The organism is Bacillus safensis FO-36b (genome assembly GCF_000691165.1).
GTDB lineage: Bacteria > Bacillota > Bacilli > Bacillales > Bacillaceae > Bacillus > Bacillus safensis.
The window spans coordinates 322,421-343,968 of record NZ_ASJD01000003.1 but is presented as its reverse complement, the minus strand read 5'-3'; the positions used below and the strand labels follow the sequence as shown (position 1 = coordinate 343,968).

The window sequence follows — 21,548 nt, the reverse complement described above, 5'->3', positions numbered from 1 at the left end:
TCTATTCAAGCTCTTCTAAAGTGATTTGATCGTTCGTGTAGACACAGATTTCTCCGGCCGTTTCAAGAGCGGCCTTTGCAATTTCTCTCGCTGTGAGATGATCACCTGCATGGGTTTTGAGAGCTCTCCCGGCGCTAAGCGCATAGTTGCCGCCTGAGCCAATGGCCAAAATCCCATCATCTGGTTCAATGACCTCTCCAGTTCCAGAGACGAGCAAAATACTTTCTTTATTCATGACGATGAGCATAGCCTCAAGCTGCCTTAGCATCTTGTCACTTCGCCATTCCTTCGCTAGTTCTACGGCTGCCCGCTTTAAGTTACCACCATATTCTTCAAGCTTTGTTTCAAACTTTTCAAAGAGTGTAAAAGCATCTGCTACTGAACCTGCAAAACCTGCAAGCACCTTGCCTCCGAAAAGACGGCGCACTTTTTTTGCTGTGTGTTTCATCACGACAGCCTGCCCGAAAGTAACTTGACCGTCGCCAGCCATTGCACTTTTTCCTTTATGTTGAACGGCAAAGATGGTTGTTGCATGAAATGATGACATGAAAAAACCTCCTTTTAGGATCGTTTAAAAGCCCTTGGGTGATGAGACATGTACGTGTTTCTTAAAGAATCTTTTGATACATGCGTGTACACCTGTGTAGATGATAAATTTGAATGACCGAGAAGTTCTTGAACACTTCTCAAATCTGCTCCCTCGTTTAAGAGATGCGTGGCAAAGGTGTGCCTCAACATGTGAGGATGGATATGTAATGTACCTGACGCCTTTTTCATTAATTCAGTGAGAATGAATCGAACACCTCTGTCTGTAAGAGGCGTCCCGCGCTGATTCAAAAACACATGAGTATCAGCGCGGTCTTTCCCCTTAGCTTTCAGCTTCTGCCTTCCATCCTCTAAATAAGTAATGAGCGCTTCATGAGCATATGACCCGAAAGGAACATACCGCTGCTTGCTGCCTTTCCCATGAACAAGCACTGTATCCATCGATAAATCAAGATCAGATTCTTTTAATGAACATAACTCACTGACCCTCATACCTGTTGCATAAAGAAGTTCTAAAATGGCTTGATTTCTTTGCCCAAGTGGTGTGCTGACATCAGAAACTGTAAAAAGCTCTTTTAGTTCCTCTTCATACAAAAATGAAGGAATCCGCTTATCCTGCTTTGGTAAGCTAACGAGTAAAAAAGGATTTTCTTTCACAAGCTGTTCTCTTAATAAAAATTTATAAAAGCTGCGAAGCGCAGAGACTTTCTTACTAATCGTTCTTCTTGTCAGGCCTTTTTCATAAGCTTCTGTTAAATAAATTCTCGTATCTTGATAGGATACCTCTTCAAAACCGTCTATTCCTTGAATGTTCATAAATCTGACAAACTCTTCAATGGCTTCTGTATATCCTGAGATCGTTAAAGCTGAATAGTTTTTTTCAATTTGCAGATATTCAATGAATAAGTGGACAAGACGCTGTTTATTCGTCATTTTTACACCTCTTTAAGGCTTTTAAATGGTATCACATATCTTGCTTTCCGTGCAATGTTTTACTACAGAGATTTCGAAATAGTTTGAATAGTTTCGATTGCACGCTTAGCGTACTCTGCATAACGTTCTTGTTTGTTTTTAATTCGAACTCCTAGATCTTTCAGCAAACCAAAATTCGCATTCATCGGCTGGAAGCTTTTCTTGTTTGTCGATGTGATGTAGTGAGCCATACTGCCAATCGCCGTTTCCTCCGGAAGTGTCACAAGCTCTTCTCCTTTGACAAAACGAGCGGCGTTAATACCTGCCACTAGTCCCGACGCTGCGGACTCGACATACCCTTCAACGCCTGTCATTTGTCCGGCAAAGAATAGATCATCTCTATTTTTAAACTGATAAGTCGGTCTTAAAAGGCTTGGCGAGTTAATAAATGTATTACGGTGCATCACGCCGTAACGGACAATCTCTGCTTCTTCAAGACCTGGAATCAAACGGAATACTTCCTTTTGATCGCCCCACTTCAGATGTGTCTGGAAGCCAACGATGTTATATAAAGTACCTGCTGCATCATCCTGTCTTAATTGAACAACAGCGTAAGGTCTTTTGCCTGTTTTCGGATCTTCAAGTCCTACTGGCTTCATCGGACCAAACAGCATCGTTTTCTTTCCTCTTTTCGCCATGACTTCAATTGGCATACAGCCTTCAAAGAAGATTTCTTTTTCAAATTCCTTTAATGGTACAGTTTCAGCAGAAATGAGCGCCTCATAAAAACGATCGAATTCTTCTTCTGTCATTGGACAGTTTAAATAAGCAGCTTCTCCTTTGTCATAGCGAGATTTCAAGTACACCTTATCCATATCAATGCTGTCTTTCTCTAGAATAGGTGCTGCTGCATCGTAGAAATAGAGATATTCTTCTCCTGTTAACGATTTTAATTCTTTGGAAAGTGCTTCAGATGTCAGCGGGCCAGTCGCGATAATTGTCGGACCTTCTGGAATGCTCTGCACCTCTTCTTGAAAGACAGTAACATTCGGATGATTTTTCACGCGGTCTGTCACGTTTGCTGCAAATTCATGACGGTCTACTGCAAGCGCGCCGCCAGCAGGAACTGAGCTTTCATCTGCTGCTGCGATGATGGCTGAATCTAAATGACGCATTTCTTCCTTTAATACACCTACTGCATTTGTCAAAGCATTCGCACGCAGTGAGTTGCTGCATACAAGCTCCGCAAATTTATCTGTGTGGTGAGCCGGCGTTTGTTTCACAGGTCTCATTTCATATAAATTGACTTTAATGCCTCGTTTAGCGATTTGCCATGCTGCTTCACTTCCAGCTAAACCGGCTCCGATCACATTTACAAATTGACTCATTGTACAACTCTCCTATTTCGTAAGGTCTGTTTGATGACATAAAAAAGCAGGTGAACAAGGCTGCTCACCGCTATTTTTGTTGTTCCTCTTTATAATCACAGTTCACACATTGAACTTGAACGCCTTTTTTCAGCTTTTTCTCTACAAGCATATTTTCGCATTTTGGACACTTTCTTTCAATTGGTTTGTCCCAAGAGACGAATTCACACTCTGGAAAACGATCACAGCCGTAAAAAATGCGGCGTTTCTTCGATTTTCGTTCAACAATGTTTCCTTCATGACAAGACGGGCATTTGACACCGATATCTTTGACAATTGGTTTTGTGTTACGGCAGTCAGGAAAGTTAGAGCAAGCCATGAACTTACCGTATCGACCCATTTTGTACACCATCGGATGTCCGCACTCTTCACAATCAACTCCGGCGTATTCCGGCTCAATCTCAACTTCTTGCATCTCTGCTTCAGCTTTTTCTACCCGTTTTGCAAAGTCTTGATAGAAGCTGTCGATAATACGAACCCATTCGATCGTACCTTCTTCAACGCTATCAAGTTCCTTTTCCATTTTCGCTGTAAATTCAACGTTAATGATTTCAGGGAAGAATTCAATGATTAAGTTGAGTACAATCTCTCCAAGCTCTGTCGGAGTAAATCGTTTATTATCAAGTGCGACATAGCCGCGCTTTTGAATCGTATCTAATGTTGGTGCATACGTAGATGGACGGCCTATACCGAGCTCTTCAAGTGTTTTGACCAATCTTGCCTCAGTGTAACGCGGAGGCGGCTGTGTGAAGTGCTGTTCAGGTTCGATATCTTTTGAAAGAACTGTATCCCCTTCTTTGAGATCAGGAAGCATTTTGTCCTTTTCCTCTAGCTGGTCGTCCTTTCCTTCCACATAAACCTTCATAAACCCAGGAAATTTCACTTTACTGCCATTCGCACGGAAAGTAAGACCGTTATGATCAAGATCCACACTCATTGTATCAAGAACAGCCGGCGCCATTTGGCTTGCCACGAATCGTTCCCAAATCAATTTATACAGACGAAGCTGATCGCGGCTTAGCACATGCTTGACATCTGCCGGTTTTCTTAACGTAGAAGTCGGGCGGATGGCTTCGTGAGCATCTTGTGCATTTTCATTCTTTTTGGCCGGTCGTTTTGTTGTGTTTAAGAAATTCTTGCCGTACGTCTGATCAATGAAAGCAGATACTTCTTCAATCGCCGTATTGGAAATACGTGTTGAGTCCGTTCTCATATATGTAATGAGACCGACTGTACCTTCTTTACCAAGATCAATTCCTTCATATAATTGCTGTGCAATCATCATTGTTTTTTTCGCACGGAAGTTTAATTTTCTTGCAGCTTCCTGCTGTAAAGTAGAAGTCGTAAACGGAACGGCTGGATTACGTTTCCGCTCTTTTTTCGTTACTTTCTCTACAGAGAATTTGCTTCCTTTTAATTTCGAAAGGATTTCTTTTACATCTTCTTTTGTTTTCAATGGATGTTTTTTACCATTGAGGCCAAAGAAACTCGCTTCGAAGCTTTCTTTTCCTTTAAGGAATGTACCGTCAATAGTCCAGTATTCTTCTGGTTTAAATTCATTAATTTCATTCTCGCGATCAATAATCAGGCGGAGTGCAACTGATTGAACACGTCCGGCACTTAAGCCCTTTTTCACTTTCTTCCATAAAATCGGACTGATTTTATACCCAACGAGACGATCTAAAATCCGTCTTGCCTGCTGCGCATCAACTAAGTCCATATTGATCATACGTGGATGCTTAAAGGAATCCTTAATCGCATCTTTTGTAATCTCGTTAAAAACAACGCGGCATTCAGAAGAGAGGTCAAGGTCAAGGCTGTGTGCTAAATGCCAAGCAATCGCTTCTCCCTCTCTATCGGGGTCAGCTGCGAGATAGACTTTTTTTGCTTTTTTCGCCGCTGTTTTTAATTCTTTTAAAACCGGGCCTTTCCCGCGAATCGTAATATATCTCGGTTCGAAGTCATGCTCAGTATCAACACCGAGCTGACTTTTCGGTAAATCCCTTACGTGCCCCATTGAAGCTTTTACTTTATACTTTTTTCCTAAATAACGCTCAATCGTTTTCGCCTTTGCTGGCGACTCAACGATGACTAAATAATCAGCCATACTCAAAATCCCCCTTAAGAGGTGTTCTCTCTTTATACATTTCACAATTCATATTTATGTTAATTGCACCTATCTAACAGGCAATCATTAAAAATTCTTTATGATGAACATCATTATAAACACGAAAAACAAAGTGTAAACTTAAATCCTCACTATTATTAAATATTCCGATGTCTTTTGTCAAACGATATTTTTATGTTGGTTCAGTATATTGAACGCTGCGGAAGGAGAATTCCTCTAAAATATCTTTTGTTGAATGAACAAGCTTTGCTCCCTGCTGAATGAGTCTTGCCGGACCTGTGGAATTAGGATCAAAGATGGATCCAGCAACTGCAAATACCTCTTTTCCTTGCTCAAGTGCTTGATAGGCTGTAATAAGAGAACCGCTCTTTTCTTTGCACTGTATCACGATGGTTCCTTTCGTCAGTGCACTAATTAAACGATTTCTCATTGGAAAATGCCACTTTTCTGGTTTGACATAAGGAGGATGCTCTGACAAAAGCAAATGATGCTCGCCCATGTATTGAGCCATTTGCTCATGCTCTTTTGGGTATAAATGCTGAAAACCGCCTGCTATAATGCCGATCGTTTTTCCTTTTTTTCTGATGCACTCTTTATGTGCAAGTCCATCGATTCCTTTAGCTAAACCACTGACAATCATCCAATCTTCCTTTACAAGCTCACCAACAATTTTCTTCACACATGCTTCTCCATAAGACGATGGAACTCGCGTGCCGACTACACCTAAACTTTTTTCTTCATTTAAATATGATACGTTTCCTTTTAGGAATAACACAGGGGGAGGATCATAAATATTTTTTAGTGTGCTGGGATATAAGGGTGATGTGATGGGAATCATGTGAATGTTTTGCTTTAAATAGGCTTGAACGATGTGTTGAAAAATGGGGAATTCATTTTCTTCAGCTTGTTTTAAGCGGGTAAAGTCGATCGTTTGTAACGCTCGATCCTGTTTAAAATGATGTGTTTCTTCATTTATATATAGCTCAGGATCGACTTTCCACCATTTTGTTAATAATGAGGGTGAGATGAGGCCTTTTAAGCGGTGAAAAATCATTCTTTCGGACACGTTGTACATACCATTCCTCCAGTTTAAAATAGAAAGAAGAAGACTTGCCAAAGAACAAGTCTTCTTGTGTCATTAATGCGTTTTACAAGCTTCGAAGAGATTCTTCTCTTTTAATACTTTAATCAACGTTTCTCCCATGACAGATGGTGTTTCTGCCACTTCAATTCCACATTCACGCATTGTTTTTACCTTTTCATCAGCTGTTCCTTTACCACCAGAAATAATGGCACCAGCATGTCCCATACGTTTTCCTGGAGGCGCCGTTTTACCGCCAATAAAGCCAACGACTGGCTTAGTCATATTTGCTTTTACCCATTCAGCTGCTTCTTCTTCAGCCGTACCGCCGATTTCACCGATCATAATCACAGCATGCGTTTCAGGATCTTCATTGAATGCTTTTAAAACATCAATAAAGTTTGTCCCATTTACCGGGTCTCCCCCGATTCCTACAGCTGTCGATTGTCCAACACCAGCTTCTGAAAGCTGATGTACCGCTTCATATGTAAGCGTTCCAGAACGAGAAACAACACCCACATGACCTTTTTTATGAATGTAGCCAGGCATGATACCAATTTTACATTCTTCAGGTGTGATGACACCTGGGCAGTTTGGCCCAACTAGTCTTGTCTTTTTCCCTTCCATATACCGTTTCACTTTGACCATGTCAAGCACTGGAATATGTTCAGTGATACAAATGACGAGATCGACTTCTGCGTCAACAGCCTCTAAAATGGCATCTGCCGCAAATGGTGCTGGTACATAGATAACAGAAGCGTTCGCTCCAGTAGTCTGCACTGCTTCAGATACAGTATTAAATACAGGAACTCCTTCTACTTCAGTTCCACCTTTTCCAGGTGTGACACCGCCAACGATATTTGTTCCGTACTCAATCATTTGTTTTGTATGGAACAATGCGGTTGAACCGGTAATCCCCTGAACAATTACTCTCGTATTTTTATTAATAAATACACTCATTTAGGTTCCCTGCCTTTCTGCTCTACTTGACTAAAGATACAATCTTTTCTGCCCCGTCAGCCATAGACTCAGCAGAAGTGATATTTAAGCCTGAATCACTCAGGATTTTCTTCCCTAATTCAACGTTTGTTCCTTCAAGACGTACAACAAGTGGTAATGTTAAGCCGACCTGTTTCGTCGCTTCAACAACACCTTCTGCAATCACATCACATTTCATGATGCCGCCAAAAATGTTCACGAAAATCCCTTTGACATTTTGATCAGATAAGATGATTTTAAATGCTTCCGTTACTTTTTCAGCTGTTGCACCGCCGCCAACATCTAGGAAGTTTGCAGGGTCCCCGCCGTAATGCTTGATGATATCCATTGTAGACATCGCAAGTCCTGCTCCATTGACCATACAGCCAATATTTCCATCTAAAGAAATGTAGCTTAAGTCATATTTAGATGCTTCAATTTCTTTTGGATCCTCTTCATCAAGGTCACGGTATTCTAATATATCTTTTTGTCTATATAAGGCATTGCTATCAAAGTTTAATTTTGCATCAAGTGCCATGACTTTTCCATCGCCTGTTACAACAAGTGGATTAATCTCAGCAATTGAACAATCTTTTTCAATAAACGCATTGTAAAGGCTTGTCATAAACTTAACAGCTTGGCCAACTAATTTTGTTGGAATATTAATTTTAAATGCTACTTCTCTCGCCTGATAGCCTTGCAGGCCAATCGCTGGGTCGATGACCACTTTGACGATTTTTTCTGGCGTTTTTTCTGCTACTTCTTCAATTTCAGTACCGCCTTCTTCAGATGCCATCAATACAATTCTTGATGTCGCTCTGTCCAAAACTAGTCCAACATAGTATTCCTTTTGAATATCGCAGCCTTCTTCAATAAGTAAGCGTTTTATTTCGCGCCCTTCAGGCCCTGTTTGATGTGTGACAAGTGTCTTGCCGAGCAATTCCTCTGCAAACCCTTTCACTTCATCTTTCGTTTTTGCAATTTTTACCCCGCCTGCTTTACCACGGCCGCCTGCATGAATCTGTGCTTTTACGACATATACAGAGCTCCCTAGCTCTTCTGATGCTTTCACTGCTTCATCAGGTGTAAATGCTACTTTACCATTTGGAACTGAAACCCCATATTTTCTTAGGATTTCTTTTCCTTGGTACTCATGGATATTCATTTCCCATCCTCCCAACATATGTAGAAACAAAAATTATAAAATAGACTGCGCTTTCATTTTAAAGAATAAAAAAGAGAATGTCTAGGGTTCTATGTAAAATCGTAAAATCCTTCTAAACATTCAAACTTTTATTTTATTAAAAATATAAATTTTTCAGCCAAATCACTTTTTTTACCTTATTTTTTCATTTTTTGATCTAATCTGTAGATAAACGAAAAAATTTCTGCTACAGTATCGTATAACGCTTCGGGGATCTCCTCATCTAATGTTAAATGTCGCATGAGTTCGACTAAATTACGGTCTTCCTGGATTGGGACTCCCGACTTTTTTGCTTCTTCAATAATATGATCTGCCACATAGCCGCTGCCTGTTGCAACGACTTTTGGCGCTTTTTGTTTTTCTTCATCGTAATGCAGAGCGACCGCTCTTCTAAGCGGTTTTGAATCCTTCATACTCGTAAGTCCAGCCCTTTCTCGCTGATTTTATGAAAGTGTTCATCTAGAAATTGAGACGGATCTACTGGCTCTTGTCTCTTTTTTGCTGTAATTCCCGTTAAACTGTATCCTAGAGCATTTAAATTCTCCCGAACAGCCGGAATCATCGGATTAATGGTTCCTTGCAGTTCATGGGCTGTCTCGACAGTAATAGACATGACCTTTTGCTGAATCGTACAGTCTATTAAGGTTTCTTCAAGGTTTTCCATGTTTAGATAAAACATCAGGCGGCACTGAGAAATATCAATAGAGCCATCTTTTTTCTTATGTCCCTTTAGTATAAAGGTTAAATCTTGAACACTATGTTTTGAGAAAAGAGGATAGGAAACCATCATTTGACTGACGGTTTGGTTCTCCTGCTGCACAAATAACTGCCCATTCAATCTATGAAATAATTGATCCACTTCTTTTTTAACGTGCTCTGGTAAATCCGCCTGCTTCACATCATTCAGCACAAGCTTTAATTGGTGCAGCTCCTGACTTTTGACATCCTGGCTGCCTTTTTCGAGCAGTTTCAGCATACCGATTTCATCACGTACACCAATTGCCTTTTTCATCGTCATAAGTAAATCGAGCACATCAGTTTTATTGCTTAATGTTGGTTCAGTCTGCTGCACCACCTGGGCCAAAGCTTTTGCCTCTCTTTTTGACAGGAAGGGAAACTCTTTTTGAAGCACAGCTCCTTTTGCGTCAGGCTGAGATCCTGCCTGCTGGAGCCCTTGCAGCAATGCTGTGAGCTGTTTTAAGTTAGGCTCTTGCTGCCCGTCTGCACCTTGTTTCATCAAGCTTGTCAGTATCCGCTCAATTTGCTGAAGCGGAATTTGCAGCGCTGTTGGACTTGTTGACTGCTGCTGCACGTTTGTCTGAAGAACTTGGGACGGCTGACGCTCTTGTACAATTGAGGCAAGACTATTTTCTTTTTGCTGAGACGGATTGAGCGGAGTCGTTATTGGTGAATTGCCGTCTTGCTTCGCCACGCCTTCTCTCGCTGCTAGAAGGACCGATAAGAGCTTTTCTGCATGGATGGCTGTCTCTGCATCTACAACTGACCGAACGGCTTGTATAAGGGTCTGTGTGGCATCTGTGTGCTTCGGAAGCTGTGTTAATTGATTTAATAGCGCTGTTATATCCTGGTGAAGGGCAGAGGATGATTTTACGGCTAAAATAGATTGAAGCACCCCTTGCTGGATCGGTAAATCTTTCTTTAAAGCAAAGAGAAGTGCCTGGAGCCCTTTCTTCACATCAGCTCCTTGAAGCTGTTCGATCCACTTCACTGCCGTTTTTAACTCTCCTTCGTTGATGACCGGCTTTTCCTTTAAAAAAGCTGTAGCCGTCAGCATGTTTTCAATCCCATTTTTCAGTGAGAGACCTTCTAATAGTTTGGCTGCTGCATCTTTTAATGTCTTAGGATCTTGATCAAATTGCTGAACGGGTCTTAGTTTATTGAGGCTGCCTCCACCCTCTTGTTCAAATTGGAACCAATAAAACGCGTCTGCTTTAAGCTGAGCCGCCAGCTGTGCTTTTATTTTCGTTGAGCCTATTTGAACAAGGGCTGTATCATCTCCAAGCATTTTTAGTACCTTGCCGAGAATCAGCCGATGAACATTATCCTTCCCTTCGGTGTTTAATGGAACCGATTCGGCCGTATTCAGCCGGCTATTCAGTGCTGTATGTATATCCTCAACTCTTGTCATCACAGGCAGCCTCCTTAGATTAAAATTTATGATATAACAGATTTCACCGGCGCAAACGATAATCGGTGGATTGGGGTAGCACCATGTGTTTGAATCGCAGCCAGGTGCTCTTTCGTTCCGTACCCTTTATGTTTTTCAAATTGATACTCAGGATATTTACGCCCGTACTCTTCCATCATCTGATCCCTTGTCACCTTCGCAATACATGCACCTGCTGCAATGGATGCACTTTTTGCATCTCCTTTGATGATATTCTCTTGGTGGGTAGAAAGCGGGAGTGTCATGGCATCTATGAGTAGATAATCAGGTGTATGAGTTAACTGCTCTACAGCTCTTACCATCGCCAGTCTTGATGCTTCATAAATATTGATTTCATCGATCGTAGCCGCATCAACAATGCCGATTCCGATATCAAGTGCTTCTTTTTGAATTAAATCATAATAAGCCAATCTTTTTTTCTCAGATAATTGCTTTGAGTCGTTTAAACCGAGCAGGACTGTCTCTTCCTTTAATATAACGGCTGCTGCCACAACTGGGCCGGCAAGCGGTCCTCTTCCTGCTTCATCTATTCCAGCAATACATGTGTATCCCTGCGTCTTTGCTTTGTTTTCAAATTGCAGCATGTCATGCCATGCTGCGTGAAGTGCTTGCTGCTTTTCTCTCTCTTTGTGCCACTTTTCTATCAGTTTTTGGACACTTTTTCTCGTATCATCTTTCACAAGCTCGCGAATGTATGACTCGTCGCCTGCATGCTTTTCTATTAGTTCTTTTATTTGCTTCACCGTGTACATAGGCTTTTTCGCAGCCTCCTTCTTTATATCGGCAGTTTTTCGCAAAAAATAAAGACCCGCATGAGCTGCGTGTCTTTTAGCTTTCAGGCTTCTCAAAAGTGAGGGGACCAAATTTTTCTGTTCGAATATCCCGAATAATGATTTCGGTGGTTTTGTCATAGTTTATGAATCCCCCGCTCATTAGACAGCCGCGCTTAGTGCCAATTGCATCAAACAGCTCAACCGTATCTTCAGGTATCTCCGCTAGATCATAGCGTTTTTTTAATCGCTCTGGGTAATTCTCTTCTAGAAAACGAAGTGCATACACAGCGACATCCTGTAAGTTGATGATCGAATCTTTGATCGCTCCAGTCACCGCAAGCCTGAGTCCTACCTGCTCATCTTCAAACTTCGGCCAGAGGATTCCAGGGGTATCAAGCAGTTCTAGTTCTTTCCCTACCTTCACCCATTGCTGTGATGTCGTAATACCAGGCCGGTCTCCTGTTTTGGCAATGTTCTTTTTTGCTAAACGATTGATTAAGGTCGATTTTCCGACGTTGGGAATCCCGATAATTAGTGCTCGAATTGCACGTGGTTTGACGCCTTTTGCTTTCATGCGGTCGAATTTTTCTTTTAAAATTTCTTTTGAAGCCGTGATGATCTGATTTAACCCTTGTCCATCGACTGAGTTAATGGCAAGTGACCGAACGCCTTGCTGCTCAAAGTGCGCCTGCCACTCCTTTGTCATACGAGGATCTGCTTTATCTGCTTTGTTTAAGAGCATGATTTTGGGTTTGTTTTGAAGGATTTCTTCGATCATTGGGTTTCTAGAGGACATCGGAATTCTTGCATCGGTTAATTCAAATACGATGTCGATGAGTTTTAATTTTTCTGTGACTTCACGTCTTGCTTTTGCCATATGGCCTGGAAACCATTGAATCGTCATATGTGCACCTTCTTTCTTCTACCTGTTATCTCTATACATTGTACAAAAAAAGAGCCTGTTACAGGTAACAAGCTCTTTCCTTTGATATCATTATCGTCTGATTTCTTTGATACGAGCCGCTTTACCGCGAAGTTCACGTAGGTAGTAAAGTTTCGCACGACGTACCTTACCGTGACGTACAACTTCGATCTTAGCGATTTTTGGTGTGTGTACAGGGAATGTACGCTCAACGCCTACACCGTAAGAGATCTTACGAACTGTGAAAGTTTCGCTGATTCCACCACCACGACGCTTAATTACAACACCTTCAAAGATCTGGATACGCTCACGAGTACCCTCGACAACTTTAACATGTACACGTAAAGTGTCACCAGGACGGAACGCAGGAAGATCAGTGCGTAATTGTTCTTTTGTGATTTCTTCAATCAAATGTTGCATCGTTTTCAACTCCTTCCAACAGATGCTCATGTCCTCTTTCTTCATTGCAGCGGAACATCGTTTTCAAACTTGGATCAGCAAGCCGTCCAAGTCACAAGTAGTATCATATCATACCTCTATGCCGTGTGCAATACAATCTAGTCATTATGAAGCTGCCAAAGCCATCTTTTTTCTTCATCCGTTAATGTTTTGCAAGAATCGATCAAATCTGGCCGTCTTGTATAGGTTCGCTTCAAGGATTCTTTGCGCCGCCACTCTTCAATTTTGGCATGATTTCCAGAGAGAAGCACATCCGGCACTTTTAGTCCTTTATAATCCGCTGGCCTTGTATAGTGCGGGTGCTCAAGCAGACCTGTACTGAATGAATCTTCGATGTGAGACGCTTCTTTTCCAAGCACATGAGGCAAAAGCCTGACCACACTGTCTGCAATCATCATCGCTGGCAGCTCTCCGCCTGTGAGGACGAAATCTCCGATTGAGATCTCATCTGTGACAAGATGCTCCCTGATGCGCTCATCGTAGCCTTCATAGTGGCCGCAAATGAACATAAGATGCTCTTCTTTTGCAAGTTCTTCTGCTTTCTTTTGTGTATATCTTTCCCCTTGAGGACAGACAAGAATGATTCGGGGTTTCGTGCTTGCTTTCTTTGTTAAATCTTCTACCGCATCAAATACGGGCTGCGCTTTCAGTACCATACCAGCACCGCCGCCATACGGATAGTCATCCACTGTTTTATGCTTATGATCCGAATACTCTCTAAAATTGACGACTTGAAATGAGACAGCTTCTTTCTCCTGTGCTTTTTTTAAGATCGATGAGTGAAGCACACCTTCGAACATTTCAGGAAAAAGGGTTAAGAAATCGATTTTCATTCGTCAATAAGTCCTTCCATCACTTCAATGTGTACGGTTTTGGATGAGATATCGATCTTTTTGACGACAGATGGTATATATGGAATGAGGGCATCTTTTTTGCCTTTTCTTCCAACCACCCACACATCATTTGCCCCTGGCGTAAGGATTTCTTTGATTTGGCCGATCAGCTTGTCCTCTTCATCGTATACTTCACAGCCGATGATTTGGTGGAAATAAAATTCTCCTTCGTCTAATGACCCAAGATGTTCTTTTTCTACCTTTAAGATTGATTCTTTCAAATGCTCTGCTTCATTTAATGAGTTGATTTCTTCAAATGTGAGCAAATCAAACTGTTTGTGCTGGCGATGCGATGCGACAGTCACTTTCAGCGGCTCGCTTTGACCTTGCTTAAAAATATAGAGGACGCTTCCCTTTTTGTAGCGCTCTTCTGGGAAATCTGTCTTTGACACGACACGTACTTCTCCGCGCACTCCGTGTGTATTGACGATCTTTCCAACATTCAACCATTCTAGCTCCATGTTCTCAATCACCCCTGACGTATTTCCACAATGGTGCCGTCTTTCACGACGATGACATTATCTTGCATCTTGTCATCCCATTTATCACCTATTTTTACTTCAACCAGTGCATCCACTTCTGTTTCTTTCATTTCACTTCCAAGCGGCAAAATATGCAGCTGCTCTACTTGAAAATCAATTTGCCGGATCTTCTCTTGCCTTTTATCGATCGCTTTTTGAAATTGAGGGATGGCTTCTTGCTGATGTGGTTCTTTTTCATGTTTTTTTAGTTGAAAATATAGTTGATTGCATTCACGTTCTAGTCTTTCTTTTTTCTCCAAAAAAGTCGTTAACAGTTTGTCCTTACTGCTTTCAGTTAATACTTGCATCACGGTGACATGTTGAATGATCTGCATCTTCCTTTTTGTCCCCCTATCCGAAGGCATTTGTCCTCTACAGTATAACGAAAAATAGATTTAAACGTGTAAAAAAAGGGGAGGTCCTAAGCCCTCTCCCTTTTTAGTCAGCAATCTCAAGTTGAACTTTCTTAGAAGACTCTGCACTTGCTGCAAAAATGACTGTTCGTATCGCTTTTGCTGTACGTCCCTGCTTTCCGATCACTTTTCCGGTATCTTCAGCATTGACAGACAGTGTGTAAATCACCTGCTCATCTTTTTCTAATGAAGATACGTGAATATCTTCAGGGAAATCAACAAGTGGCTCGACGATGGACACAATCAATTCTTCCAAGGACAGCTCATTCATTATTTGCTGTTTTTCGCATTATGAAATTTTTCAAGAATTCCTTGGCTTGAGAAAAGATTGCGAACTGTATCAGATGGTTTCGCACCATTTTGAAGCCATTTAAGCGCTAATTCTTCGTTGATTTTCACCTCAGCTGGTGATACCACTGGGTTGTAAGTTCCAACTGTTTCGATGAAACGACCGTCACGTGGTGAACGAGAATCTGCTACAACAATACGATAGAAAGGAGATTTTTTTGCTCCCATACGTTTTAAACGAATTTTTACTGCCATTTTACTAGCACCTCCGAAAATATTTCAACAAGATAGTATATTAACAATGATAAAAGGGTTTGTAAAGTGTTTTTTCTTAACAACGGTTTTATCATGTATAACCAATTACATAAATGGTAATTTAAAGCCCTTTTTCTTTCCTTTGGACATGTTGGTCATTTGCTTCATCATCTTTTTCATTTCATCAAATTGCTTTAAAAGGCGATTGACTTCCTGTACAGATGTTCCGCTTCCCTTTGCAATCCGTTTTCTTCGGCTTGCATTGATGACCTCTGGCTGTTCTTTTTCCTCGGTCGTCATTGATTTAATGATCGCTTCGATATGATTGAGCTGCTTTTCGTCTACTTGGACGTTTTTGAGCCCTTTCATTTTACCGGCTCCCGGCATCATTTGGATCAGTTCATCAAGTGGACCCATATTTCGAACTTGGCCAAGCTGCTCGAGGAAATCATCGAGCGTGAAGCTCATTGTCCGCATTTTTTGCTCAAGCTCTTTCGCTTTATCTTGGTCGACGTTTGCCTGTGCTTTTTCAATCAGCGTGAGCACATCTCCCATGCCAAGAATTCTTGATGCCATCCGCTCTGGATGGAATGGTTCAATCGCGTCAAGCTTTTCTCCTAGTGCAGCGAATTTAATCGGCGTATTGGTGACAGCTCGAATAGAAAGTGCTGCACCGCCTCTTGTATCACCGTCTAGTTTTGTTAGAACGACACCTGTTAAACCAAGCTGTTCATTAAAGCTTTTCGCGACATTGACAGCATCTTGACCTGTCATAGAGTCAACAACTAGGAAAATTTCTTCTGGATTTGCTACTTCTTTTACTTGCTGAAGTTCATCCATTAATTCTTCATCGATATGAAGACGTCCTGCTGTATCTAAAATGACATAATCATGGTGTTCTTCTTTCGCTTTTTCAATTGCCTGTTTGGCAATTTCGACAGGGCTGACTTGATCACCTAATGAAAACACCGGCATATCAAGCTGTTTCCCAAGCGTTTGAAGCTGCTGGATCGCTGCTGGTCGGTAAATATCAGCAGCTACCATCATCGGCTTGCGATTATGTTTTTTGCGAAGTAAATTGGCAAGCTTCCCTGTTGTGGTTGTTTTACCTGCCCCTTGAAGACCAACCATCATAATGACTGTTGGAGATTTTTTCGCTACAGCGATCTTACTCTCTTCTCCGCCCATTAATTCAGTGAGTTCTTCTTTTACAACTTTAATGACCTGCTGTCCAGGGGTAAGGCTTTTCATGACCTCTTGTCCAACTGCCCGCTCACTTACTTTTTTCACAAAGTCTTTGACTACTTTAAAATTGACGTCAGCTTCAAGAAGGGCAAGGCGTACCTCGCGCATCATTTCTTTTACATCTTGTTCTGACACTTTTCCTTTGCCGCGGATTTTTGAAATCGTCTGCTGCAGTCGGTCGGCTAATCCTTCAAATGCCATACTGTGCCGCCTCCTAATCTAATTTCTCAAGCGATTCAATTAAAGCTTCTGCTTCTTCTGTTTGCGCAGAATCAGCTACAAGCTCTCTCATTTTTTTGAGAAGTTCTTTACGCTCTTTAAATTTCTTAAACAAGAGCAGCTTTTCTTCATATTGTTCAAGCATCGCTTCAGTCCGTTTAATATTATCATAAACAGCCTGCCTTGATACTTCATATTCATCCGCAATTTCACCGAGGGAAAAATCGTCTAGGTAGTAAAGCGACATGTAGCTCTTTTGCTTTGCGGTCAACAACGATTGATAGAAGTCAAACAAGTAATTCATTCTCGTTGTTTTTTCAAGCGTCATGGGCTCTCTCCCCTTTGTTAAGTTCATTCCCTTTACATCAACTAAGTTTACACGGTTCTCTTCTGTGTGTCAAGTTTTTATCTTGTCACTTCATGAAGCTACGCATAAATAAAAATGCCAGCAGATTTGCCGGCATTTTTTTGTTAGTCTTGTTGATCAATTACGTCTGAGAATAATCCATACACATACGATTCTGCATCAAACTCTTGCAGATCGTCCACCTTTTCACCTAAACCGACAAGCTTCACAGGAATGTTCAGCTCATTTCGAATCGCAAGAACAATTCCGCCTTTTGCAGTACCGTCAAGCTTTGTTAAGGCAATCCCTGTCACATTTGTCGCTTTAGAAAATTCCTTAGCTTGTGCCATTGCGTTTTGACCCGTTGTCGCATCAAGAGCGAGCAATACTTCATGAGGTGCATCTGGAACCTCGCGTTCAATAACTCTCTTGACCTTCTCCAGCTCTTTCATCAAGTTGACTTTGTTTTGAAGTCTTCCTGCTGTATCGCAGATGAGGACATCCGCATTTTTCGCTTTTGCTGATTGAACGGCATCATAGATCACCGCTGCTGGATCAGAGCCTGCTGTTTGTTTGACGACAGGAACACCTGAACGTTCTCCCCACACTTCAAGCTGCTCGATGGCACCGGCACGGAACGTATCACCTGCTGCTAAAATGACGGATTTCCCTTCATTTTTCAGCTTGTTTGCAAGTTTGCCGATAGTCGTTGTTTTTCCAACACCGTTGACGCCTACAAATAAAATGATATTCAAACGCCCGTCTTCAATGTTCAGAGCAGAGATTTGTTCCTCTCCGCTATTGTAGATGTCAACCAGTTTTTCAGAAATGACCGCTTGTACTTCGCTTGGGTCTTGAATGTTTCTTAATTTCACTTCTTTTTTCAGCTCATCAATCAGTTCCATCACAGTTGTGAAACCGACATCAGCGCCGATCAGAACCTCTTCCAGCTCTTCAAAAAAGTCTTCGTCGACTTTGCGGTAGCGGGAAATCAGTTCATTTACTTTTCCTTGGAAGGAGTTTCTCGTTTTTTCGAGTCCATCTTTAAACTTTTCTGATACTGTATCGGTTTGCTGCGTAAATTTTTCTTTTAATTTCTTAAAAAAGCTCATTGGTTCAAAAACCTCCTTTAATTACTGGACAAGCTCTTTCGTTTCTTCTAGTTTGACAGATACAAGCTTAGAAACACCTGACTCCTGCATCGTCACGCCGTAGAGCACATCGGCTTCTTCCATTGTTCCCTTGCGGTGCGTAATGACAATGAACTGTGTTTCCTGGCTGTATTTCTTTAAATATTGCGCAAAACGGAAAACATTTGCTTCATCAAGCGCCGCTTCTACCTCATCTAACACGCAGAATGGAACAGGTCTCACTTTTAAGATAGAGAATAGTAAAGCGATCGCTGTTAAGGCTCTCTCTCCGCCTGAAAGAAGGCTTAAGTTTTGCAGTTTTTTCCCTGGCGGCTGCGCGACAATATCAACGCCAGAGTTGAGTAAATCATTTGGATCTGTCAGTTTAAGATCTGCTCTTCCGCCGCCAAATAATGCTTGGAAAACAGATTCAAAGTGCCCGCGGATTTGAGAGAATGTCTCAGAGAAACGCTTTGTCATCTCTTGATCCATTTCTTCGATGACTTGGAATAATGTATTTTTCGCTTCTGTCAGATCATTTCGCTGTTCTGTTAAGAAAAGATAGCGTTCATTCACACGTTCATACTCGTCAATGCTGCCTAAGTTTACTGTTCCAAGCTCTTCAATGGCTAGTTTGATCAGCTTCACTCGTTTTCTTGCTTCATCTGGCGATAACGTCAACTGATACATCTCTTTTGCTCCTTCAAATGAAAGAGCATATTCATCGTTCAAATAAGCGATCAGGTTATCGAGCTCGACTTCCATACGGCCAAGCTTAATTTCTTCATCTTTTAAGCTTGTGGTGAGCTGCTTATACAAACGTTTTTGTTCTTTAAGCTCACGTTCAGCGAATTCTAATGTTTCAGAAAGAGCGAGACGCTGCTTACGGCGCTCTGAAATGAGTGCGGTTGTTTTGTTTTTGTTTTCCAGCTTCTCTTTCGCCGCTTCTTCCAGTTGTTCGGCTCCGCTTGAACTAGATGACATTTCATTTGTTAAGAGTGACAGATCTTCTTTTGTTTCCATCAGCGTCTGTTCAGCTTCTTCTAATTCAGCCATTAAGCTCGAAAGCTTTTCTTGTTCATTCGCTAAGGACTGCTCTTTTTTGGCAAGCGAGATTTTCAGCTCAGTTAATTCAGCAGAAATGGTTTCTTTCGTTGAGCTTTGCGTCTGCTTACGCTTTGTTAATGTATTGATTTCTTGATCAAGAGCCGTCAGTTTCTCACCTATAGAGGCTTCAAGAGCGACCTGCTTTTTGTCCTTCTCCGCGAGTTCAGTAGAACGCTGCTGCAATTCTTCTTTTTCTTGATCATAGAGTTCAAGATGAGCATTGATATTTTTTTCTGCAACTTGCAGTTCGTATAGCTTCCCTTTGAGATCTTGCTGCTTTTCACGAAGCGTTTCGCCGCGCTGACGCAGTTCGTTTAATTGGCTTTCGTTTGCTCCGATCAATTGCTTCGTTTCTTTTGTTTCTTTTTCAAGGATCGTTGTTTTCTCTTCCATTTCAACGAGCTGCTTTGTTAACGTTTCGATCTCCCGGTTTCTTGAAAGAAGAGAGTTGTTCTTTTTCTTTACGCCGCCACCGGTCATTGAACCGCCGGGGTTTACGACATCTCCATCAAGAGTCACGATACGGTAACGATGTCCAAGCATTTTCGCCAGTTCATTGGCGCCTTTTAAGTCTCTAACGATCAGCACAGTTCCAAGCAAATTCTGAATCACCTTTTGATACTTTTCGTCAAAGAAAACAAGGTGACTCGCTACGCCGATAAATGCAGCATGCTGCTCTGCTGTTTGAACATCTCTGAGCTGAATGGTTCTTTCTTTGATCACGTTCATTGGCAGGAAGGTTGCACGTCCAAAGGAATGCTGCTTTAAGTATCCAATCGCTTGTCTCGCAGCTGCTTCATTTTCTGTAACGACGTGCTGCGTGGCTGCACCCAGCGCAATTTCAATCGATGTCTCATACTGCTGATCCGTTTGAATCAGCTCTGCAATGGCACCATGAATACCGCCTAACCGTTCTTTTGCCTTTAAGACCTCTTTCACTCCTTGGAAAAAGCCTGAGAAGTCTTCCTGCATGGATTCAAGCATTTCTTTTTTGGATTTTGCCTGCTGTACGTATTGATAGGCTTGGTAAAGAGCCGTTTCTTTTTTCTCGTATTGACGTTTCATTTGCTCAAGCTTTTGTTCTGCTTCTCTAAAGCGTTTTACTTGAGCTAGAATGTCTTCTTCCAGTGCTGAAAGCTGCTGCTCAGCTTCTGTTTTCTTTTCTTTAACAGACACTCGTTCTTCGATATGTTTTTGGTTATTTTGCGTCAGCCGCTCTAGCTGCATCGCTGCTTGGCGCTGCTGTTCTTCTAGTAATTTACGTTCATTACGGATGGAAGCCTGTTCATTAAGCAGATCAAAATAATCGCTTTTCAGCTGTTCAATTTGACCTTCCACATCTTCACTATGAAGCGACAGTTGATGCTGCTTTGTGTTCACTTCATCTTTTAGCTGCTGCACTTCTTTTTGCAGGCTGTCACGCGTGATTTTCTGCTGCTCAATCTTTTCGGTTAACAGCGCTTGCTTTTCAGTTAAACGAACGAGCGTTTCTTCAAGCTGTCCTTGGTTTGCGGCCGCATTTTTTTTCCGCTCTTTTAGCACTTCTTTTTTTCCTTCAAGCTTTTCTAATTCCTCACTTGTGAAAAGAAGAACTTCTTGCAGATCATTAATTGATTCGTCAAGCGCTTGAATGCGGTCTCTTGACTCTTCAATTTTGGCTTCTTTTGCTTGGATATCTGTAGACTGCTTCATTTCATCTTGTTTGAAGCGCTCGACTGCTTCACCAAGTGTTGTCCATTTTTCATGAAGTGCTTCGATGTCATGGACAGTTAGGGCGATTTCGACATTTTCAAGCTCTTCTTTTTTTTGCAAATAGTCCTTTGCAATGGATGCTTGCATTCTTAATGGTTCTACTTGATCTTCTAGTTCATGCAGAATATCTTCTACTCGGTTTAAGTTGTCCTGCGTTTCAAACAGTTTATTCTCGGCTTTTTTCTTTCTTGTTTTATATTTCAAAACGCCAGCCGCTTCTTCAAAGATGCTTCTTCTCTCTTCTGCCTTACTTGATAGAATTTCCTCTACCTTTCCTTGGCTGATGATTGAAAAAGCTTCCTTCCCAAGACCTGAATCCATGAAAAGATCAATAATATCCTTTAAGCGGACAGATTGATTGTTTATGAGAAATTCACTTTCTCCTGAGCGATAGACCCTTCTTGTCACACTGACTTCGTGAAAATCGATCGGTAAAAAGTGATCTTCGTTATCTAATGTTAAAGTCACCTCTGCTAGATTGACTCTTTTTCTTGAGTCACTTCCTGCAAAAATGATATCTTCCATTTTTCCTCCGCGGAGGCTTTTCGCTGATTGTTCTCCAAGTACCCAGCGGATAGCATCGGTAATATTACTTTTGCCGCTCCCGTTTGGTCCAACCACAGCTGTGACCCCTTTAACAAAGTCCACGGTCACTCGCTGTGCAAATGATTTGAATCCTATCACGTCTAAACGTTTGAGGAACATGAGAGTGATCCTCCTTATGTATTTAAAGTACTATCATCTTACCATATGAAGTGAAA

Annotated in this window: 21 protein-coding genes; all 21 read right to left on the bottom strand. The window is 41.6% G+C overall.

Annotated elements, in window-relative coordinates:
* Nucleotide 1: 1 nt before the first annotated feature.
* Complete coding sequence (gene hslV / locus BA81_RS09600) at nt 2–547, bottom strand: ATP-dependent protease subunit HslV (protein WP_034281773.1); 546 nt, start codon at nt 545–547, stop codon at nt 2–4.
* A gap of 14 nt (nt 548–561) precedes the next feature.
* Nucleotides 562–1,479, bottom strand: coding sequence for a tyrosine recombinase XerC (xerC, locus tag BA81_RS09595; RefSeq protein ID WP_034281771.1), 918 nt, complete (start codon nt 1,477–1,479; stop codon nt 562–564).
* A gap of 62 nt (nt 1,480–1,541) precedes the next feature.
* Nucleotides 1,542–2,846 carry an FADH(2)-oxidizing methylenetetrahydrofolate--tRNA-(uracil(54)-C(5))-methyltransferase TrmFO gene (gene trmFO, locus BA81_RS09590; RefSeq protein ID WP_024424183.1) on the bottom strand — a complete coding sequence of 435 codons (1,305 nt, stop codon included), beginning with the start codon at nt 2,844–2,846 and terminating at the stop codon, nt 1,542–1,544.
* A 70-nt stretch (nt 2,847–2,916) separates the two neighbouring features.
* Nucleotides 2,917–4,992 (bottom strand): type I DNA topoisomerase, encoded by a 2,076-nt coding sequence (topA, locus tag BA81_RS09585; protein WP_034281770.1) that lies wholly within the window; start codon nt 4,990–4,992, stop codon nt 2,917–2,919.
* A gap of 193 nt (nt 4,993–5,185) precedes the next feature.
* Nucleotides 5,186–6,088, bottom strand: a complete 903-nt coding sequence (gene dprA / locus BA81_RS09580) for a DNA-processing protein DprA (protein ID WP_034281769.1) — start codon at nt 6,086–6,088, stop codon at nt 5,186–5,188.
* 63 nt (nt 6,089–6,151) lie between these two features.
* Nucleotides 6,152–7,054 (bottom strand): succinate--CoA ligase subunit alpha, encoded by a 903-nt coding sequence (gene sucD / locus BA81_RS09575; RefSeq protein ID WP_007499624.1) that lies wholly within the window; start codon nt 7,052–7,054, stop codon nt 6,152–6,154.
* Between the two features lie 22 nt (nt 7,055–7,076).
* On the bottom strand, nt 7,077–8,237 hold the full coding sequence (gene sucC / locus BA81_RS09570) for an ADP-forming succinate--CoA ligase subunit beta (RefSeq protein WP_024426972.1): 1,161 nt from the start codon (nt 8,235–8,237) through the stop codon (nt 7,077–7,079).
* A 176-nt stretch (nt 8,238–8,413) separates the two neighbouring features.
* Nucleotides 8,414–8,689 carry a FlhB-like flagellar biosynthesis protein gene (locus BA81_RS09565; protein WP_003211418.1) on the bottom strand — a complete coding sequence of 92 codons (276 nt, stop codon included), beginning with the start codon at nt 8,687–8,689 and terminating at the stop codon, nt 8,414–8,416.
* A complete protein-coding gene (locus BA81_RS09560) occupies nt 8,686–10,425 on the bottom strand; it encodes a hypothetical protein (protein WP_034281767.1) in 1,740 nt (579 codons plus the stop codon). The genes BA81_RS09565 and BA81_RS09560 overlap by 4 nt, the downstream gene beginning before the upstream one ends.
* A gap of 26 nt (nt 10,426–10,451) precedes the next feature.
* On the bottom strand, nt 10,452–11,216 hold the full coding sequence (locus BA81_RS09555; RefSeq protein WP_034281766.1) for a ribonuclease HII: 765 nt from the start codon (nt 11,214–11,216) through the stop codon (nt 10,452–10,454).
* 76 nt (nt 11,217–11,292) lie between these two features.
* Nucleotides 11,293–12,141, bottom strand: coding sequence for a ribosome biogenesis GTPase YlqF (gene ylqF / locus BA81_RS09550; protein ID WP_034281765.1), 849 nt, complete (start codon nt 12,139–12,141; stop codon nt 11,293–11,295).
* A 90-nt stretch (nt 12,142–12,231) separates the two neighbouring features.
* Nucleotides 12,232–12,579 carry a 50S ribosomal protein L19 gene (rplS, locus tag BA81_RS09545; RefSeq protein WP_008354510.1) on the bottom strand — a complete coding sequence of 116 codons (348 nt, stop codon included), beginning with the start codon at nt 12,577–12,579 and terminating at the stop codon, nt 12,232–12,234.
* 137 nt (nt 12,580–12,716) lie between these two features.
* Complete coding sequence (gene trmD / locus BA81_RS09540; protein ID WP_024424189.1) at nt 12,717–13,451, bottom strand: tRNA (guanosine(37)-N1)-methyltransferase TrmD; 735 nt, start codon at nt 13,449–13,451, stop codon at nt 12,717–12,719.
* Nucleotides 13,448–13,972: a ribosome maturation factor RimM gene (rimM, locus tag BA81_RS09535; protein WP_024424190.1), complete on the bottom strand. Its 525-nt coding sequence runs from the start codon at nt 13,970–13,972 to the stop codon at nt 13,448–13,450. The genes trmD and rimM overlap by 4 nt, the downstream gene beginning before the upstream one ends.
* A gap of 8 nt (nt 13,973–13,980) precedes the next feature.
* Entirely contained in the window at nt 13,981–14,367 is a 387-nt protein-coding gene (locus BA81_RS09530) for a YlqD family protein (protein WP_024424191.1), read from the bottom strand.
* Nucleotides 14,368–14,470: 103 nt separating this feature from the next.
* Nucleotides 14,471–14,716: a KH domain-containing protein gene (locus BA81_RS09525; RefSeq protein WP_024424192.1), complete on the bottom strand. Its 246-nt coding sequence runs from the start codon at nt 14,714–14,716 to the stop codon at nt 14,471–14,473.
* Nucleotides 14,716–14,988 (bottom strand): 30S ribosomal protein S16, encoded by a 273-nt coding sequence (gene rpsP / locus BA81_RS09520; protein ID WP_008344841.1) that lies wholly within the window; start codon nt 14,986–14,988, stop codon nt 14,716–14,718. The genes BA81_RS09525 and rpsP overlap by 1 nt, the downstream gene beginning before the upstream one ends.
* Before the next feature lie 105 nt (nt 14,989–15,093).
* On the bottom strand, nt 15,094–16,434 hold the full coding sequence (gene ffh, locus BA81_RS09515) for a signal recognition particle protein (protein WP_034281763.1): 1,341 nt from the start codon (nt 16,432–16,434) through the stop codon (nt 15,094–15,096).
* A 13-nt stretch (nt 16,435–16,447) separates the two neighbouring features.
* Nucleotides 16,448–16,780 (bottom strand): putative DNA-binding protein, encoded by a 333-nt coding sequence (locus tag BA81_RS09510; protein WP_012009935.1) that lies wholly within the window; start codon nt 16,778–16,780, stop codon nt 16,448–16,450.
* A 143-nt stretch (nt 16,781–16,923) separates the two neighbouring features.
* Entirely contained in the window at nt 16,924–17,910 is a 987-nt protein-coding gene (gene ftsY, locus BA81_RS09505; protein ID WP_034281762.1) for a signal recognition particle-docking protein FtsY, read from the bottom strand.
* A 21-nt stretch (nt 17,911–17,931) separates the two neighbouring features.
* A complete protein-coding gene (gene smc / locus BA81_RS09500; protein WP_034281761.1) occupies nt 17,932–21,492 on the bottom strand; it encodes a chromosome segregation protein SMC in 3,561 nt (1,186 codons plus the stop codon).
* Nucleotides 21,493–21,548 lie beyond the last annotated feature (56 nt).

Coding starts and splice junctions, on each gene's coding strand:
- hslV (WP_034281773.1), bottom strand. CDS start 547: ATGTCATCATTTCATGCAACAACCATCTTTGCCGTTCAACATAAAGGA.
- xerC (WP_034281771.1), bottom strand. CDS start 1,479: ATGACGAATAAACAGCGTCTTGTCCACTTATTCATTGAATATCTGCAA.
- trmFO (WP_024424183.1), bottom strand. CDS start 2,846: ATGAGTCAATTTGTAAATGTGATCGGAGCCGGTTTAGCTGGAAGTGAA.
- topA (WP_034281770.1), bottom strand. CDS start 4,992: ATGGCTGATTATTTAGTCATCGTTGAGTCGCCAGCAAAGGCGAAAACG.
- dprA (WP_034281769.1), bottom strand. CDS start 6,088: ATGTACAACGTGTCCGAAAGAATGATTTTTCACCGCTTAAAAGGCCTC.
- sucD (WP_007499624.1), bottom strand. CDS start 7,054: ATGAGTGTATTTATTAATAAAAATACGAGAGTAATTGTTCAGGGGATT.
- sucC (WP_024426972.1), bottom strand. CDS start 8,237: ATGAATATCCATGAGTACCAAGGAAAAGAAATCCTAAGAAAATATGGG.
- BA81_RS09565 (WP_003211418.1), bottom strand. CDS start 8,689: ATGAAGGATTCAAAACCGCTTAGAAGAGCGGTCGCTCTGCATTACGAT.
- BA81_RS09560 (WP_034281767.1), bottom strand. CDS start 10,425: ATGACAAGAGTTGAGGATATACATACAGCACTGAATAGCCGGCTGAAT.
- BA81_RS09555 (WP_034281766.1), bottom strand. CDS start 11,216: ATGTACACGGTGAAGCAAATAAAAGAACTAATAGAAAAGCATGCAGGC.
- ylqF (WP_034281765.1), bottom strand. CDS start 12,141: ATGACGATTCAATGGTTTCCAGGCCATATGGCAAAAGCAAGACGTGAA.
- rplS (WP_008354510.1), bottom strand. CDS start 12,579: ATGCAACATTTGATTGAAGAAATCACAAAAGAACAATTACGCACTGAT.
- trmD (WP_024424189.1), bottom strand. CDS start 13,451: ATGAAAATCGATTTCTTAACCCTTTTTCCTGAAATGTTCGAAGGTGTG.
- rimM (WP_024424190.1), bottom strand. CDS start 13,972: ATGGAGCTAGAATGGTTGAATGTTGGAAAGATCGTCAATACACACGGA.
- BA81_RS09530 (WP_024424191.1), bottom strand. CDS start 14,367: ATGCAGATCATTCAACATGTCACCGTGATGCAAGTATTAACTGAAAGC.
- BA81_RS09525 (WP_024424192.1), bottom strand. CDS start 14,716: ATGAATGAGCTGTCCTTGGAAGAATTGATTGTGTCCATCGTCGAGCCA.
- rpsP (WP_008344841.1), bottom strand. CDS start 14,988: ATGGCAGTAAAAATTCGTTTAAAACGTATGGGAGCAAAAAAATCTCCT.
- ffh (WP_034281763.1), bottom strand. CDS start 16,434: ATGGCATTTGAAGGATTAGCCGACCGACTGCAGCAGACGATTTCAAAA.
- BA81_RS09510 (WP_012009935.1), bottom strand. CDS start 16,780: ATGACGCTTGAAAAAACAACGAGAATGAATTACTTGTTTGACTTCTAT.
- ftsY (WP_034281762.1), bottom strand. CDS start 17,910: ATGAGCTTTTTTAAGAAATTAAAAGAAAAATTTACGCAGCAAACCGAT.
- smc (WP_034281761.1), bottom strand. CDS start 21,492: ATGTTCCTCAAACGTTTAGACGTGATAGGATTCAAATCATTTGCACAG.